Raw genomic sequence first — 16,579 nt, forward strand, 5'->3', positions numbered from 1 at the left:
GAGCGCCGGAATTGCAAGACGCTCCTGCGACTGGCACAGCTCAGACAATCCCGCTGTGGGATCGTGAATGACGGCGAAAGGGCGATGTGAATGCGCAATCCTGAACAGTTCTGTCTGGTGGATACGGCCGACAAGGCGAGAACCGTGCATATCGTTCTGCCGGATCAGGATTTCAGCGGCCTGCTCGGCGTTCATGCCAGCGCTCTTTTCGAGATGGTCGGACAGCCGCAATGCGGCAGGCTCTATCTCGTTCCCGGCGTCGAGGGCGTTGCGCAGGCGGTTTTCGTCATTGATGCAGCAAAGCGCGACGCAGCGCGATTCGGTGCGCTGGCGGCCGGGCTGCCCGCAGGCGACTGGAAGCTCGCCATTGCTGCAGAAGCCCTCGCACTCTGTCCCGAGATCGCGCACGACGCGACACTCGGTTTCTGCATGGGCGCCTATCGCTTTGCCCTGGGGCGCGAAACCGTATTTCCCACCCGCCTCGCGCTGACCGAGGATGTGCGCGCCGTAATGCCCATGGCTCAAGCCATCTGGCTGGGGCGCGACTTGATCAACCAGCCTGCCAATCTGCTCGGGCCGGCAGAACTCGCTCAGGAAGCTGCCGACGTGGTCTCGGCTCAGGGCGCTGCCTGCGAGATCATCTCGGGTGAGTCGCTGGTCAGCGCCTATCCCTGTCTCGCGGCGGTTGGCGCGGGGTCCGACCGGCCTGCCCAGGTTGTGAAGGCGATATGGCGGGGCAGCAAGGCGCCGCATGATGCCCCTCTTCTGTCACTGGTGGGGAAGGGCGTGTGTTTCGACACGGGCGGCTATGACATCAAGCCTGCGAGCGGCATGCTGCGTATGAAGAAGGATATGGGCGGGGCGGCGCTGATGCTGGCTCTGGCCCATGTCATCATGGCGCAGGATCTCCCTATCCGACTGGAGCTGCGTCTCGGCTGTGTCGAAAACAGCATTTCGGGTCATGCCATGCGCCCCGGCGACATTCTGACAACGCGCGCCGGGTTAACTGTAGAGGTAGGCAACACCGATGCCGAGGGGCGTCTGGTGCTGAGCGATCTGCTGACCGAAGCCTGCGAACAGAAGCCCGATTGGCTGCTTGATGCCGCGACTCTGACGGGTGCGGCGCGTGTCGCTCTCGGCCCCGATCTGCCTGCGCTGTTCTCCAACAACCCCCAACTGGCTCAATTGTTGTTGAATGCGGGGGCAGTGGTTGGCGATGCCATGTGGCAATTGCCACTCTGGCATGGCTACGACGCATGGCTCTGCCGCAAAAATGCCCATCTCGGCAATGTCACCGACAAGCCCATGGCGGGCGCCATCACCGCAGCGCTGTTTCTGCAGCACTTCGTCGAACCCACTGTAAAATGGGCACATATCGACACTTACGCGTGGAATGACAGCTCAATTCCAGGCCGTCCGGAGGGTGGAGAAACGCTCGCACTTCGCGCCTTGGTGGAGGCGACATTACGAATGATTAATGAAAAGGCAGGGTCACAGTGAGCTTAGTCCCTGAGTTTCAACAAAAAGATACTAAACCGATTACCAAAACGAACCTATATGACTGCGTATCGTTTGGCGCATGTTGTAGGAATGCAACGCTGATCGGGACGTAACCCGCCCCATTCCTAGAGCACGCGCCGATAGGACACGCACCCAAGGCGTGGCGTCTCCGGAAAAGCCTGCTGGCCTATCCGGGGTGGCTTACTTGGGCGACGGGTAAGACCATTTCAGCCGCGCCACCTGCGCGACGCATTTAGGAGTTTTTTTGATGGCCCAGGCACAGAATGACCAGATGCTGAACCTTCTTCGCGACACGATCGTTTCGCTCGTTCGCAAGGATGGCCCTGATCTCTCGGCGCGTCAGCTTGGTGTGTTTCTGACCTGCTACCTGCAGGACGGCGCGCACACGGTTCGCGGCCTTGCTCAGGAACTCAACGTTTCCAAGCCCGCCATCACACGTGCCCTTGATCGCCTTGGCGAACTGGATCTGGCCCGTCGCAAGGTTGATCCGCTGGATCGTCGTTCGGTTCTGGTGCAGCGCACGCTCAAGGGCTCGGCCTTCCTGCGCGAAATGCGTTCGCTGATGAGCGAAGCTTCGGGTACGACCAAGCCCGTCGCCAAGACCACGCGTGGCTCGGTCGAGCGCATGAATGTGCGTCGCATCGCTGGCTGATAGTCGTGTGGCTACGGGCAGGGGCCTCTTTATGAGCAGCCCTGCCTGACCCGGCAACAGAAGAACCGCTTCCTGCAAGTGAGGCGGTTTTTTTGTGTCGATTTGGCTACTCCTTGCTGTTCTGTTCGCAAGCGAGGATCGAACACAGCCGCAGAGGTAATACACCATGGGTGACAAGCGCGAGATAGAGACAGCACGCCTGGTTCTGACGCTTCCGGCGCGCCATGATTTCGATGCGTTTGCCTCAATGCGGGCTGACCCCCTCGTCGCGCGCTATACGACGCGTGTTCCCGCCACGCCCAGCGAGAGCTGGGAGCGCCTGATGCGCTATCGCGGATTTTGGGAGGTTCTCGGCTTCGGTTTCTGGAGTGTGCGAGAGCGCGAATCGGGTCGTTTCGTCGGGACGGTCGGCTTTGGCGAGAACAGGCGCGGCATCGAGCCATCTCTTGATGGCTATCCCAAGGCCGGCTGGCTTCTTGCCTCATGGTGTCATGGCAAGGGCTTTGGAAAGGAAGGCGTGGCTGCTGCCTGCGCGTGGCTTGATCGCGAGACAGGGTTCACGCGATCAGTCTGTATCATCGCCCCTCAGAACACTGCCTCTCTCGGCCTGGCTGCGCTCAATGGCTTTACCGTTTTTGCGCGATCACTTTATCAGGGTGAGGAAATCTGCGTGCTGGAGCGTTCCAGGTCCGGCTGAGACAGGCTCACCACTTGCCCAGAGCGGCATTGCGCGCGCGGTGAATGATTGTGCCCATCCAGAGTAGCTGTGGCGCCAGGAGCAGGGCCAGTCTGAAGCCAAAGGGCAGGGGCTGTACGCAGACGATGCCACCCCAGATGACGAAGAACCAGTAGATGAGGGTCACCAGGACAGATGACATGCCAGCGCGTGTTGCCAGTTGATAAAGATGGCTGCGATGGGCCTGCGCCAGCGGGTCTCCCGCAATGGCACGTCGTACCAGCGTGAAGGCGACATCGAACAGAATGCCGCAGAGCAGAAAAGGCATGATGAGTGGATAGGGCGTGCTGATGAAAGCCTCAAGCCCGAACCATGAGAGCGCCAGACCAGCCCCCTGACTGCCGACATCGCCCATAAAAATGCGCGCCTTCGGGAAGTTGAATGGCAGAAAGGCAAGGAGGCAGACGGCTAGTAGCAGTGCGGCATGGGTGAGGCCAATCTGGCCTGCATCGTCGAAAAGCCAGGCCATGATGAGCGCGCTGAGCGCCATGCTGCCCGAGGCAAGACCGTTGATGCCGTCGATGAAATTGAGCGCGTTGGTGACATACACAAGCCAGCAGAACCCGGTTCCGACAAGGCAGGCGAGGAGTAACGGTGACACGCTCGGGAGGGAGACGCTGCCAAGGGCCATGCCTGTCAGAACCATAAGCGCGGCGATAGCCTGCACACCCAGCTTGAGGGACGCCCGATAGGAATGGATGTCGTCGAGCCAGGAGAAAAGAGCCAGAAGGGCGATGGCCAGAAGAGGAAGCAGCAGCGAGAGCCCCGGCAGGTCGCCCTGCGTCCAGAGCTGACTGACGGGAAAGACAAGAAGAAAACCGAGGACGATGCCAATGCCCCCGCCTTTCGGGGTGGGGCGGGTGTGCGAACTGCGATGGCCCGGCACATCCATCACCCCGACCCGGATCATGTGGCAGATGAGAGCGATGCTGACGCCAGCGGCGCTGAGACAGCAAATGATCAGGGGCACCATTGTCTAGATCCGCTTTTTTTTCACGAGCAGTATGAAAGCGTGGTGAGGGGCCATCGCCGGGAAATTGTTTTTCGGGCTATAAGTGTCGTGTGAACGCGAAGCAACATCCTCATACCCCAGATCCTGTGCCTCATTCTGTGGCAAGACGCCGTCGACCGACCGGGCGTATTGCGGTCAATGTCCTGGCCGATGGCCTTATTTCAGGGCTGGCGGCGCCCGTGGCACGGTTTCTGGCTGCGCCCCATGACGGGCTGCTGCACCCTCTCTGGTTCATCATGGGCGGGGCTATTACCCTGCTTGTAAGCGGGCTGCCATTTCGCATTCCTCAGCAATACTGGCGTTTCTCCGGGGTGGCCGATCTGAGGGGGATTGCGGCTGCGTCAGTCGCCGGGGCCGCGCTTTTCTCATTCATGATTTTTCTGACGGGATTTCCGCTTCCGTCTCCCACTTTTCCTCTGATCTATGCGCTCGTTCTGCTTGTGGGGCTTGGCGGCGGTCGGTTGCTGACCCGAGTCTACGGCACCATGCGGCAGCAGGCGCAGGGGCAGAAGGTGCGGGTATTGCTGGCCGGTTCTGATCTGAGCGCCGATCTGTTCTTGCGTGCGCTCGAACGCGCTTCGGACCGGCATTACAATGTGCTCGGTCTGGTCACCAGATCGCCAGGGCAGCAGGGGCGCCGGTTGCATGGCGTGCCGATTCTGGGTGTCGCCGATGATCTCTCGGGTGTTCTCGCGCGCATGAGCCAGGATGACGCCCTGCCGGATAGTGTGATCGTGACCGATCCCGAGTGGCGCGGTTCGCAGCTTTCCGTTGTTCTCGATGCAGGTCAGGCCCATGGCATTGCAGTGCAGCGCGCTCCTTCGCTAACCAGCTTGACGCCTGCCGAGGAAATCCAGATGCGTCCGATCGCTCTGGAAGACCTTCTGAACCGTCCCGAAGTGCCGCTCGATCGGGAAGGCATGGCGCGTCTTATTCAGGGGCAGGTGGTGCTCGTCACTGGCGCAGGGGGAACGATCGGTTCCGAACTGGTTCGTCAGGTCGCCCAGTTCGGCCCCAGCCAGTTGCTGCTGCTCGATCATGGTGAGTTTGCGCTCTGGCAGATCGATCTCGAAATGTCCGAACGCTATCCGACGGTGCCGCGTCAGGTCATCGTGGCCAACATACGTGACGCCGACCGCATTGAGGAAGTTTTTGCCGTCCACAAGCCGGCTCTGGTCTTTCATGCTGCCGCGCTGAAGCATGTGCCGATTGTCGAAGCCAATCCCTGCGAAGGCGTGCTGACCAATGTGATTGGCACACGCATCGTCGCCGATGCGGCCATACGCCACATGGCCTCGGCCATGGTGCTCATATCGAGCGACAAGGCGGTCAACCCGTCCAGCATCATGGGAGCGTCCAAGCGTTGCGCTGAAATCTACTGTCAGGCCTTGGCCGTGGCAGCCGAAGCCAGAGGCTCGGCTTTTCGCTGCGTGACAGTGCGTTTTGGCAACGTGCTGGGGTCGACCGGCTCGGTCGTGCCGCTGTTCAGGCGCCAGCTTGAGCAGGGCGGTCCGCTGACAGTGACGCATCCCGATATGACGCGGTATTTCATGACTGTGCCTGAAGCGGTCGGACTTGTCTTGCAGGCCAGCGTGCGGGGTACGGCCCTGCGTAACCGGAGAGACGAGACAGACATGCGTCTGCAGCAGGGCGGTATTTTTGTGCTCGATATGGGCGAGCCCGTTCGTATTCTCGACCTGGCAAAACAGATGATCCGTCTTGCAGGCCTCAAGCCGGATGAGGATATTGCGATCCGCTTCACCGGCCTGCGTCCCGGCGAAAAACTCTACGAAGAGCTTTTCCACGGGCGTGAGGCCCCGGTGCCGACCGATGCACCCGGGCTCAAGATGGCCACACCCCGCATGATCGATCTGACCGCCGCGGCCGCATTGCTTCAGGAACTGGAGCGCGTCAGCCATCGTGATGAGGTTGAGCAGGCCCTGATCGTCATGAAAGAGCTAGTGCCTGAATTCGCGCATAATCCTCTTGGGGAAGTGCGTCGTCTGCAGGCTGGCGAGGCCGGGAACAGTAATCCCGTGCCGACTTCGGAAAACGACGGGTCTGTGTCATAGTCCCGCGCCAAATGAGGGTCGCCTTCGGTGGCTGAAGATGGAAACAAGGTGCAATGAGCGAAAAAGCCCCCATCCAATTTCTCGATCTGCCAAGACAACAGGCCCGGTTGGGCGCCCCTTTGCGCGAGCGGATCGACACCGTCCTTGCCCATTGCAAGTTCGTGATGGGCCCTGAGATCGAGGAGCTTGAATCGCGACTCTGTGCCTATAATGGCGCAGGCCATGCGATCAGTGTTTCTTCTGGCACCGACGCCCTGCTGATGGTGCTCATGGCCGAAGAGATCGGCCCGGGCGACGCTGTGTTTCTGCCTGCCTTCACCTATACTGCCACGGCAGAAGTCGTGCTCCTGCTGGGGGCGACGCCTGTTTTTGTGGATGTCGACCCGGCGACCTTCCAGATCGATCCGGCAAATCTGGCGGAGCGCATTGCGTCCATCCGTGCACAGGAAGAGCTTGAGCCGCGTGTGATCATCGGGGTCGATCTTTTTGGTCAGCCAGCACCATGGGAGGTTCTGCGTCGCATTGCTGCCGAACAGGATCTGCTTCTCATGGCCGATTGCGCCCAGGCTTTCGGCGCTTCCCTTGATGGTCGCAAACTGGGGCGTGAGGCGCTGGCAACGACGTTGTCGTTTTTCCCTTCCAAGCCCTTGGGGGGGTATGGCGATGGCGGGGCCATCCTGACGGATGACGCCGAAAGGGCGGCGCTCTATCGCTCGTTGCGCAGCCACGGTGAGGGGCGCACGCGCTATGAAGTGTTGCGTATTGGTCTGAATGGCCGTCTCGACACACTTCAGGCAGCGATCCTTCTTGCCAAGCTGGACCGTTTTGAAGAGGAGCTCGAGCGGCGCGACGCAATCGCGTGTCGCTATGATACGGCTCTTTCAGGTCTGGTTGTGACGCCACAGCGCGTTGCCGGGTCAAAGAGTGCGTGGGCAATCTATTCGATCCTCCTTCCCGATGCGGCGCTACGCAACGCACTTCAGGCGTATCTGGGGCAGGAGGGCGTGCCGAGCGTCGTCTATTATCCCAAGCCGCTGCACGAGCAGCCTGCCTACGCAGAACATCATGACGAGACGATCACCCTGCCGGTCTCGGAAGGGCTGGGCGCCCGTATTCTGGCCCTGCCGTTACATCCCGAACTGACCGATGACGAGGTGGCACGGATCATTGCTGCCGTTCAGGGCTTCTTCGCTCGGGAGCGTGGCGCGTGAGGAAGGAAACACTTCTCGTTATCGGGTTTGTCGCCCTTGTGCTGACGACGGTCGCAATCATCTGGACGTTCGCGCTCCCGTCGTTGCGGCCGCTCAAATTCGAGACGCTCAGCGATGTGACGCTCACTATCGAGCAGACCGGGCAGACCCGTGTGCTGAATGCTGAGGAAACCGGCCAACTCAATCGCTGGCTTCAGGGCCATAAAAGCCACTGGGCGCCGCTCTCTTCACCAGCGCCTTCGACAGGCGATGTCGTGATCAGGGGGCGCAACCCTGACGGCGGAGACTTTGAGCTTGCGCTCTGGACCGGTATCAGCGGAGCCGACTGGAACAATACGGCCATTACTCGCGCCAACCCGAAGGCGCGTCTGAAAGTGCAGAGCTTCAGCGACGAAGACTGGGCTGTGCTCCACCATCTGATAGATGGGCAGGGGTTCCAGAAGACGGACGTACCCTGAACCCCATCTCATCAAGGGTCTTCAGGCAAGGCAGAAATGAGTGAAAGTGAAAGAAGGGGGCAGACCTGGTCTGCCCCTTTTTTTTTGTTCAGTTCTCACGCGCCAGTCGGGCTGTCTCCGAAACGAAGTGATAGACTTCCTGACTGAACGGGGCCTTGGCTGTCTCGGTCTCCCACTGATCCATTTCGCCATACATTCTGGCGGCCTTGTTCCAGTGATCCTTGCCCAAAGCCTCGACCATCGGCTGCTGCAGAATCCTCCATTCCTCCATGAGGGCGAGAGCTTTGCTCGAGCTGGGCATGACACCTGACGCGATGGCTTTTTCAATGCGCTCGATAAGGGCCGCCCAGTCCTGCTCGTAGCGGGTGCGCATGTCGCCGGGAAAAAGCTTGCTGCCTGTTTCCTTCCAGCGGCTCCACTCTTTTTCTGTAAAATAGGTCGTCGCGACGGCCTTGAAATCTTTGTCTGACATGATGGTTTGTGCCTCCTTGATGAGAGAGCAGAGCCCATCCACATCCAGCGCTTCGCGCGTCTCGAGCAAGGTCAGGGTTTCGTGTAGACGGCGCAGCATAAGGGTGACCTGCTTTTGTTTCGCGTTCAGGCAAAGGATCTGGCTTTCGATAAGGCTCCGGGCATCGAGAGAGGGGTGCAGCATGGCGGATGATATTTCAGACAGGCGATAACCTACCTGACGCAGCAACAGGATGCGCGTGACGAGACTCGTTTCCTGCGCGCCATAGACGCGTCGGCCCGCCTCGCTTCTCTTCGGGCTGATCAGGCCCTTTTCCTCGAGATGGCGCAGGCTGCGAGGCGAAAGCCCGCATTGCGCCGCCATCTCTCCGATCGATCTGTTGCGTGTCATCTGAGCCCCTCCCTTGGTGCCGTTCGCAGGAAGCGATGCTGACACAGTGTCAGGAGCAAGAGAAAAATGACTGACCGGCCGGAATTCTGTTTGCGGCAAAAACGGCATGTTTCGTCGGCGCGCAATCTTATGGCACGGCCGCCCGTCGCAGCACTGTGCGGATCGCTGGCGGCGAATAAAGGAGGCGCTACCTCCTGATGTGTCAGAAAAACACTATCGAGTCAGGCAGGGCAGGTGTGTGCGGCGACAAAAACTGTGTGGTCATCGGCTTCGATATGTGGCCATTTGGTACAGTCGAGCTGTCTCCTTGTGATACCCCATGTAAAGATCTGTAAGATAATACGAAGTGAGTGCAGAAAATTGCGGGGTGGGCGCGCGAGGTCATATTCGCCTCACCATTCAGCCTTTGACAGGGAGTTTTTCGTGAAATTGCTAGGCACGCCACGCCTGGTCGCTTGCTCGAAAAGCTGCCGCCTAAAGGTTCCGGCCTGGATTGCTCTCATAAACGGCCTGAGCCAGAACTTGTCTGTTCCGAATGAGCGTATCGCGGTTTCCTATCCGCCCGGAAGCTCTGGATAGGTCCAGGGGGAGTTGAAAGCTGTCACCGCGAAACCGACAAAGCCAGAATTATTACGTAGCCGTTATCAGTAACGCGGCGACAGTGGCGGATCACCTCAGGATTGGGCAGGCTCCCGGAGTTCCTCCGCTTTATCGATATATGCCTGCATGGCTAGATGTTTGTCGGCCGTATTCCAGAAATGAATAAAGCCACGAGGATGAGCAGGGTCAGTCGGATGATCGTAACCGCCTATCTGCGTATGTGCGCTGACAGGCTCGGCATCGAAATCGTCAAGCTTATAGAGCGCATAGTTCAGCACGCTCTGGTCGTAGAACGGTATCGATTTGCGACCATGTTGGGACGTATATCGGATCAGAGTTTGATATGCAGCCCTGATGTAGCGGGCATGATCTACCATGTTGGGCACGAGCAAAAGGCCACCGTTGAACCCATGCAGCCCTTCGCTTGAGAACGGATCAGCCTGCACCAGGGTAGCCCCTGTGTGTTCTGATGTGGCGATTTGGTGAAAAGACTCGACCTGTGCGCTGCACCGTCGAGATTTGGCCGCTTTGATCAGGAACGGTTCGATCGGAAGATCAAAAGCAATATCAACATCCGAATAAAGTATCGGCTGGTAATCATCGAGTATGGAAGTGTTGAAAATGGTCAGGCGAGCGCCGACATAGTCAAGCTGATCTATGCCCTGCATCGGGATGACTCTAATATGACTACGTAGAGGCTCAGGGGCCAAGCCCTTGAGATGATCCTCTGGGATGTTGCTGACGATCAGAATCGTGCCACGATATTCCGCCAGCCGGTCGATGCTGCGGATGCATTCGCAATATTGTTTGAGAGCGGCTCCATGGCCGAACACAACCAGTACGATTGCGGGATTAAGCAAGAATGCTTCGTGGACCTTCCACTCATCGAAAAATATGAATCGGGTAGGGTTTTTCGTGGATACTGCACTGTTGAAGAACGCGTCCATAGGCAGCTTCTTGTCTCCGAAAGTCACTTCGTCAAAGTTCGACTCCCGCAGGTTCAGTTTTAAGACCGTGTTGCTGCCGCCCAAAACCCAACGGTGGCTGGCTACCCTTGTGGCCGCGTGGAACACGTCAATGTCCAGAAGCTTGAATGTTTCCCAGAGATTGCGGTGTTCGGAGACAAAATCAAGACCACCGAGATGATTGGCGCGTCCGAATTTCCCATTGTATTTGAAGCTGTAACGTCCATTGCCGTGATAGTCTAAGTCTATCATGACACTGGGTATCGCGCGCGCAATATTGAGAGTTTCGAGATCCAGCCAGCGATTTGAGTCTCCCAGCGTACAAAAACCCTGCAGGCCATTTCGGTCGTGGAAGCAGATAACATCGTCAGGACGCGTGATATTCGAAAAATCGCGCTGAACGATGCTCTCTCCCTCCACAAGAAAGACTTTGAGATTATGGCTGACCAGAACTTTCAGCATTGGTTTTCCGTACGCTTTCTCAGTAATTAGGATGTCGCAATATCGCACAGATCGTATTTACAAACAAATATCTGGAAAGAAAAAACACAGAATGTTGCCAAGTATTTGTCCCGGAGGATCTCCTTCGGTCTGGAGGCTGGCATTACTGGATATTTCAAAGTCTACAGCTTGACAGATATTGCCTGATCGACCTGCCAGCGCATCATCTGCGGGGTCAGATTTCTATGCTCGGTATTTCCTGACGACGTGTGATCATTCTGGAGGGGCGTTGACCGTGGCTGTCCATTCAGAGCACAGAACTTCATCGCACGGCTGCTGTTGGGTCAGATCGGAAGTATCTTCGGTGGGATCTTGTGAGAGCAGGGTGGCAGACCATTTCGGCCCAACCGAATCTCAGTCCAATACTCGAGCTCTTTCTCATCTGATGGGAAATGTCAGGGGGCTTGTCTCGAACTGATGAAGCTGTCGTGCAGACGGCCCGTGGTGAAATGTGTAATGCGCATTTGGACACCAAGGCAGAGCAACCTCACCGCGTCAAAGGTGAGGTCATATATCAGCTCCGTTGGTTTTCAGTCGACGTCGTCATGGGCGAGGGGGGAGTCGCCCATGGTTTTGCCGGTGCGCATCTTGGCTTCAAGCGGGGCTGTTGCAGTATCGCCGATTGCCAGGAGAGCTGCGGTAAGAGGCGAGGCGAGAATCAGGCCCGGCACGCCAAGGATGGTACCGAAGACGGTCTGTGACAGAATGGCGAGGGCCGGCGGCATATGCACAGCATGTCGCTGGATAAGGGGCGCCAGCACGTTGCCTTCCAGAAACTGGATCACACAGTAGAGACCGGCAACCATCAGTCCGGTTCGTGTCCCCTGCGAGAGGGCGATCAGAACCGCGGGGATCGCTCCGAGAATGGCACCGATATAAGGGATGAAGTTGCAAAGTCCGGCGACAACGCCAAGTGCCATGGCCAGAGGGACACCCAGGAAACCGAGCCCTATCCCTGACGCCAGCCCTACGGCCAGCATGTCGAAGGCCTGTCCGATGGTCCAGGACCACAATGTCGTGCCAGCGGTCAGAACAAGCTTGCGTGCCGCAGGGCGATGCCCTTCGGGGACAAGGCGCAGCATGCCATCGACATAGATTGCCGGAGAGAGGGCAAAATAGAGCCCGGCGATCAGAATGACGGCTATCGTACCGAGCAGGCCAAAAGCGCTGCTGAGGATGCCGGTTACCGAATTAGCGAGGCCCGCGCCGAGAGATGAGCCATTACCCTGCTCGTTTCCGCCAAGAGATTTCGGCAGATGATCGAGCGCGAACTGACCCCAGGTACTCGTGCCCATCTGGCTGCGTAACTGACCATACTGCGTGATGAGTGCTGCCTTGAGCTTTACGAACTGATCGCTGATCTGCGGACCGCTGAAATAAAACAGGGCTCCGATGGCGATCAGGATGATCAGCGCCACGAGCCCAACCGCGAGCTGATAAGGAATGCGTGCCTTGTCTCGCAGGATACGAGCGAGCCCATGCAGAATGACGGCAAAGAGCGTCGCTGCAAAAACGACCATGAGCACATCGCCAAGCAGCCAGAGCGCCAGAACGATGAGTGTGACAATCAGGGTAAAGCGCAGGATCTTGAAGATCTGCAGCAATTCGCGCCCGGCAGCTGGGGCGGCGTCAGAAGGATGGTCGGACATCTTATCCCGTTCTCGATAATCGGTACTGGGCTTAACGGAAACGCCTAGCTTCGGTTTGCTTCCTCGATCTCGGCTTCGGCGTTCAGCCAGCGCTCTTCTGCGGCCTGTTCTTCAACGCCAAGTGCTGCCAGCCTCGTGTTGAGCTTCGTTATCTCGCTGGCATCGCTCTTTTCATAAAGGGCCGGATCAGCGAGGCGCGCCTCTATCCTGGCGCGCTCCTTGCCCAGCAATTCCATGAGATGCTCTGCAGCTTTTGCCTCCTTGCGCAAGGGGGCGAGGGCGCGCCTTTGTTCGGCCCGGTCACGGCGCTGATCCTTACGGCCACTATTATCAGAACTGTTTTCGATGCGTGCCTCGCTGGCAACTTTTCTTGCGCGTTCGCTCAGCCAGGTTCGGTAGCCGTCCATGTCTTCATCGAAAGGGGTAATCGTGCCGTCATCGACCAGCCAGAGTCGATCGGCGACAGATTCCACGAGATGGGCGTCATGGCTGATCAGCACCACTGCGCCCTCGAAATCGCACAACGCCCTGATGAGGGCATCACGCGCATCCAGATCGAGATGGTTGGTCGGCTCGTCGAGCAGGAGAAGATGCGGGGCGTTACGAGTGGCAAGAGCCAGAAGCAGGCGGGCCTTTTCACCCCCTGACAGGTCGCCGACGCGCGATTCCGCCTTGCCGGCATCGAGCCCGAAACGGTCGAGCTGCGCCCGGACAGCCACCGGCGTCGCCTCAGGCATGGCACGGCTCATGTGATCGATCGGTGTCTCGGTAAGCACGAGTTCGTCGCCCTGATGTTGGGCGAAATAGCCGATGCGCAGCCGCGACGAGTGCTGCATGGTTCCCGCCATGGGTTCGAGCCGTCCTGCCAGCAACTTGGCAAAGGTTGACTTGCCTTTGCCGTTCTGACCGAGCAGCGCGATGCGGTCATCAAGATCAAGGCGGCAGGAGAGATTCGAGAGAACCGCGCGGCCGTCATAGCCGATCGTGACCTTGTCCAGAGTCAGCATCGGCGGTGGGAGCGGTGTTGGTTCGGGAAAGGAGAAACGCGTCGGGCTGTCTTCGACCACTGAATCGATCTGGGGAAGGCGGGCAAGGGCCTTCAACCTTGCCTGGGCCTGACGCGCCTTTGTTGCCTTTGCGCGAAAGCGATCGACGAAAGATTGCATATGGGCGCGCTGGGCAGCCAGACGCTCTGCCGCGCGGTTCTGTTGCAGGGCCTGCTCGGTGCGGATGCGGATGAATTCGTCGTAGCCGCCCGGCGTCAGATTGATTTTGCCCTTGTCGAGATGGGCAATCGAGTCGACCACGCTATCGAGGAGCGAGCGGTCGTGACTGACCACGATGGCGGCGCCAGAGAAGGATTTGAGCCAGTTTTCGAGCCAGATGGTTGCCTCGATGTCGAGATGGTTCGTCGGTTCGTCGAGGAGAAGCAGGTCAGGATTGAGAAAAAGCGCTGTGGCGAGCGCAACGCGCATCCGCCAGCCACCCGAGAATGAAGACACTGGCCGCTGCTTTGCCTCATGATCGAATCCCAGCCCCGAAAGAATGCTGGCGGCGCGCGCCGGAGCGGTATGCGCGTCGATCATCAGAAGTCGTTCGTGGATATCGGCGAGAAGGGTCGGCTCGGAGGTCGTCTCGGCCTCGTGCAGAAGACGGGCGCGTTCGAGATCGCCCGCGAGAACTGTCTCGATCAGCGAAGCCTCGCCTTCCGGGGTTTCCTGCTTGACCCGGCCCATGCTGGCCCGGTTCGACAGCTGGATCGTGCCGCCATCGGGGTGCAGATCGCCCGCTATCGCAGCCAGCAGCGTTGATTTGCCAACGCCATTTCGTCCAACAAGGCCGATCTTGCGGCCGGGGTCAACGCTGAGTGACGCGTTGTCGAGAAGCACGCGCCCGGCGATACGCAGTGTCAGATCGGTGATGGTCAGCAGGCTCACGGCAAATTCCCAGACAGGATGGACGCTTTTGATGCCATGCGGACTATCAGGAAGTGTTGTTTTGCTCTAGGGGAGGGGCGTTCACCGCTTTTCTTTTTTGTGCAGGAGATGCCGCCATGGCCCTGGAACGTACCCTTTCGATCATCAAGCCTGACGCAACCCGTCGTAACCTGACCGGCAAGATCAACGCCGTGTTCGAAGATGCCGGCCTGCGTATTGTCGCCCAGAAGCGCATCAAGCTGACAGAAGACCAGGCCAAGGCCTTCTACGCAGTCCATGCAGAACGTCCTTTCTATGGTAGCCTCGTCTCGTCCATGCTGGCAGAGCCGGTTGTCGTGCAGGTTCTGCAGGGCGAAAATGCCGTTGCCCGTCATCGTGAAGTCATGGGCGCGACCAACCCGGCCCAGGCAGCAGACGGCACAGTGCGCAAGCTCTACGCCGAGAGCATCGAAGCCAACTCCGTTCATGGTTCGGACAGCCTCGAAAACGCGAAGAACGAAATTGCTTTCTTCTTCGCCGAGACGGAAATCTGCGCATAAGCTGTTTCGATTTTGGAGCCATGCCACTTCTCTTATGCAGAAGCGTGGTTCCGAAATTCCGGATCTTCATCAGTGAGGCCCGTCGCTTCCCTAAGGGGACGGTCCGGAAGAAACACCTGAAAAGGCGGCCTTGTGCCGCCTTTTTTGTTACCTGCAGTCGGAGCGAATGGGCGCTTATATTGGGGGTGTTAACGCGTTGACGGTAATTTTTGTCACGAAAGATGAATGATACTGGATATTAACGTTGGATAAGGTTGTGTTCGATAATTTTATCTGTTTTTCGTGAGGTATCGGAAGAATCAATGAAGATTTGTTGGTAAAAAATAAGAATTATCCATTCGATCAATAATAATGAAAGAGTGTATTTGGTATGGTATGGTCGTCTAGTAGCATGCTGTCAGCATCCGGGTGTTCTACCAGCCCGAACCATGACACGGTTGTTCCCTTCCCGGGTAGGCCTGGACTGGCTCAGCAGGTTCAAGCCGAGATAACCGATCCGGGGATCAGTATTCTGACCTCAGATGGTCGTTCTCTAGACAAGCTCGGTATGTCAGGAGTTGAATGCTGCTATATCCTCCTTCCGGATGTTCACGAGGTGGCTTTCAGCTATCAGTGCGAAGGGCAGGAGGGGGGCGTCCTGTCTCAGGAATCCATCGCAGCCTTGATCGAAAAAATCATTGTCTCCGAGGCAGACGCGGTGTCCGAGATCAGAATGCCAAGTGCAGTCATGCCGCATTTGGAGAGCTGCGGTGACATGCGCTGGATTGAGCCCGGACGAAGCCTTTTTCTGGGCCGGAAATCACCCGATCATGTGGCCCTTCTCTCCGTTCAGCTCGCAAAGCCCTGACGACGTAGGGCGTTTCGGGGCTGGCTGGGGCGCCTTACTCGGATGTCTCAGCCCCGCGGGTTTGAGCGTAGCAGGGCTCGCGCCCTCCGCCAAGGGCGACCGTCTATCGCGGCCAGCCCCGTGCCGATCAAAGCAAGCCCTGCAATTGCATACCAGCGTATCGTTTCACCCAGAAACACGGTGCCGAGCAGCAGCGCCATGATAGGCAACAGGAAAGTTACGAGAGAAAGATTGGTGGCGCCTGCTGTAGCGAGAAGTCTGAAATAGAGAATGAAGGCCAGAGCTGTGCTAAGAAAGGCTATGCCGGCGAAAGCACCCCAGATTGTGACTGACGGTATAGCCAAGCCCCAGGGGTGATCGACCACGAGTGACACAGGCAGAACCAGCGCCATGCTGGCGGTAAGCTGCCCGGCCGCGAGCTTGAGAGGGGGTAGCCCCCTGAACTGCCGGCCATAGACCCCGCCAAACCCGTAGCTCAGAGCTGCAGTGAGGCAGGCGATCTCACCCAGCAGCGATTGCTGTGCACCTCCGCCGAACAGAGCCGGGCCAATCAGGACACCCACACCACAAAACCCCATCATGATGCCGATAATCTTGCCCCAGCGCAGTTTCTCGTCATGAGTGAAAAAATGCGCCACGAGGATGGTAAAGACCGGAGTAGTGGCGTTGAGGATGGCCGCGACGCCACTCGATATGCGCGTTTCACCAAAAGCGATAGCCGAGAATGGGATGATATTGTTCAGTGCCCCGAGCAGGAGCAACCGGAGCCAGACAGAGCGCCCCAGGGTCAGGCGATCGCCTTTGAGAAACAGAACAAGATTGAGCGCCAGCGCCGCAAGTCCCACGCGCCCGAGCACCACCGTGAAGGGCGGCACGGCTGAAACCAGTATTTTGAAAAAGAAGAAAGAGCCGCCCCAGAGCAGGGCAAGAACCAGCAATAGGCACCATTCTTCCAGCCCCATACCCCGGTCATGCGCTCGATGCATGTCTTGTCCCTGTTCGAAGTCTTCGGCGATT

14 protein-coding genes are annotated in these 16,579 nt (G+C 58.3%); 8 read left to right on the forward strand and 6 right to left on the reverse strand.

Going from position 1 to position 16,579, the window contains the following annotated elements:
* The first annotated feature begins 90 nt into the window (after positions 1-90).
* The 3 genes from IEV53_RS02825 (at position 91) to IEV53_RS02835 (ending at position 2,870) form a co-directional block, all read left to right on the forward strand.
* The gene (locus tag IEV53_RS02825; RefSeq protein ID WP_188425233.1) at positions 91-1,500 is read left to right on the forward strand and encodes a leucyl aminopeptidase family protein; all 1,410 of its coding nucleotides are present in this window, start codon (positions 91-93) and stop codon (positions 1,498-1,500) included.
* A 268-nt stretch (positions 1,501-1,768) separates the two neighbouring features.
* Positions 1,769-2,173 carry a MarR family transcriptional regulator gene (locus IEV53_RS02830; protein ID WP_188425234.1) on the forward strand — a complete coding sequence of 135 codons (405 nt, stop codon included), beginning with the start codon at positions 1,769-1,771 and terminating at the stop codon, positions 2,171-2,173.
* Between the two features lie 166 nt (positions 2,174-2,339).
* Positions 2,340-2,870, forward strand: a complete 531-nt coding sequence (locus IEV53_RS02835; protein ID WP_188425235.1) for a GNAT family N-acetyltransferase — start codon at positions 2,340-2,342, stop codon at positions 2,868-2,870.
* Between the two features lie 7 nt (positions 2,871-2,877).
* Here IEV53_RS02835 and IEV53_RS02840 read toward each other — a convergent pair whose 3' ends face one another.
* Positions 2,878-3,882: an MraY family glycosyltransferase gene (locus tag IEV53_RS02840; protein WP_188425236.1), complete on the reverse strand. Its 1,005-nt coding sequence runs from the start codon at positions 3,880-3,882 to the stop codon at positions 2,878-2,880.
* A 137-nt stretch (positions 3,883-4,019) separates the two neighbouring features.
* On the opposite strand from IEV53_RS02840, the gene IEV53_RS02845 reads away from it, so the two are divergent.
* The 3 genes from IEV53_RS02845 to IEV53_RS02855 are packed head-to-tail and all read left to right on the forward strand — an operon-like array spanning position 4,020 to position 7,662.
* Positions 4,020-5,993: a polysaccharide biosynthesis protein gene (locus IEV53_RS02845; RefSeq protein ID WP_229719492.1), complete on the forward strand. Its 1,974-nt coding sequence runs from the start codon at positions 4,020-4,022 to the stop codon at positions 5,991-5,993.
* A gap of 53 nt (positions 5,994-6,046) precedes the next feature.
* Positions 6,047-7,204 carry a DegT/DnrJ/EryC1/StrS family aminotransferase gene (locus IEV53_RS02850; protein ID WP_188425238.1) on the forward strand — a complete coding sequence of 386 codons (1,158 nt, stop codon included), beginning with the start codon at positions 6,047-6,049 and terminating at the stop codon, positions 7,202-7,204.
* Positions 7,201-7,662: a hypothetical protein gene (locus IEV53_RS02855; RefSeq protein WP_188425239.1), complete on the forward strand. Its 462-nt coding sequence runs from the start codon at positions 7,201-7,203 to the stop codon at positions 7,660-7,662. The genes IEV53_RS02850 and IEV53_RS02855 overlap by 4 nt, the downstream gene beginning before the upstream one ends.
* Before the next feature lie 88 nt (positions 7,663-7,750).
* On the opposite strand, the gene IEV53_RS02860 is transcribed toward IEV53_RS02855, so the two are convergent.
* The 4 genes from IEV53_RS02860 to IEV53_RS02875 all read right to left on the reverse strand — a co-directional run bounded on the left by IEV53_RS02860 (position 7,751) and on the right by IEV53_RS02875 (position 14,176).
* Complete coding sequence (locus tag IEV53_RS02860; RefSeq protein WP_188425240.1) at positions 7,751-8,524, reverse strand: MerR family DNA-binding transcriptional regulator; 774 nt, start codon at positions 8,522-8,524, stop codon at positions 7,751-7,753.
* Between the two features lie 674 nt (positions 8,525-9,198).
* A complete protein-coding gene (locus IEV53_RS02865) occupies positions 9,199-10,551 on the reverse strand; it encodes a glycosyltransferase family protein (protein WP_188425241.1) in 1,353 nt (450 codons plus the stop codon).
* Between the two features lie 569 nt (positions 10,552-11,120).
* Entirely contained in the window at positions 11,121-12,239 is a 1,119-nt protein-coding gene (locus tag IEV53_RS02870) for an AI-2E family transporter (protein ID WP_188425242.1), read from the reverse strand.
* A 44-nt stretch (positions 12,240-12,283) separates the two neighbouring features.
* Positions 12,284-14,176 carry an ABC-F family ATP-binding cassette domain-containing protein gene (locus tag IEV53_RS02875; RefSeq protein ID WP_188425243.1) on the reverse strand — a complete coding sequence of 631 codons (1,893 nt, stop codon included), beginning with the start codon at positions 14,174-14,176 and terminating at the stop codon, positions 12,284-12,286.
* A gap of 116 nt (positions 14,177-14,292) precedes the next feature.
* Here IEV53_RS02875 and ndk point away from each other — a divergent pair, with 116 nt between their 5' ends.
* The gene (gene ndk / locus IEV53_RS02880; protein ID WP_188425244.1) at positions 14,293-14,715 is read left to right on the forward strand and encodes a nucleoside-diphosphate kinase; all 423 of its coding nucleotides are present in this window, start codon (positions 14,293-14,295) and stop codon (positions 14,713-14,715) included.
* A 547-nt stretch (positions 14,716-15,262) separates the two neighbouring features.
* Positions 15,263-15,562 (forward strand): hypothetical protein, encoded by a 300-nt coding sequence (locus tag IEV53_RS02885; RefSeq protein ID WP_229719493.1) that lies wholly within the window; start codon positions 15,263-15,265, stop codon positions 15,560-15,562.
* A gap of 47 nt (positions 15,563-15,609) precedes the next feature.
* Here IEV53_RS02885 and IEV53_RS02890 read toward each other — a convergent pair whose 3' ends face one another.
* A complete protein-coding gene (locus IEV53_RS02890; protein ID WP_229719494.1) occupies positions 15,610-16,548 on the reverse strand; it encodes a DMT family transporter in 939 nt (312 codons plus the stop codon).
* Positions 16,549-16,579: the final 31 nt, after the last annotated feature.

The sequence above is a fragment of the Asaia siamensis genome (genome assembly GCF_014635085.1).
GTDB classification, from domain to species: Bacteria; Pseudomonadota; Alphaproteobacteria; order Acetobacterales; family Acetobacteraceae; genus Asaia; species Asaia siamensis.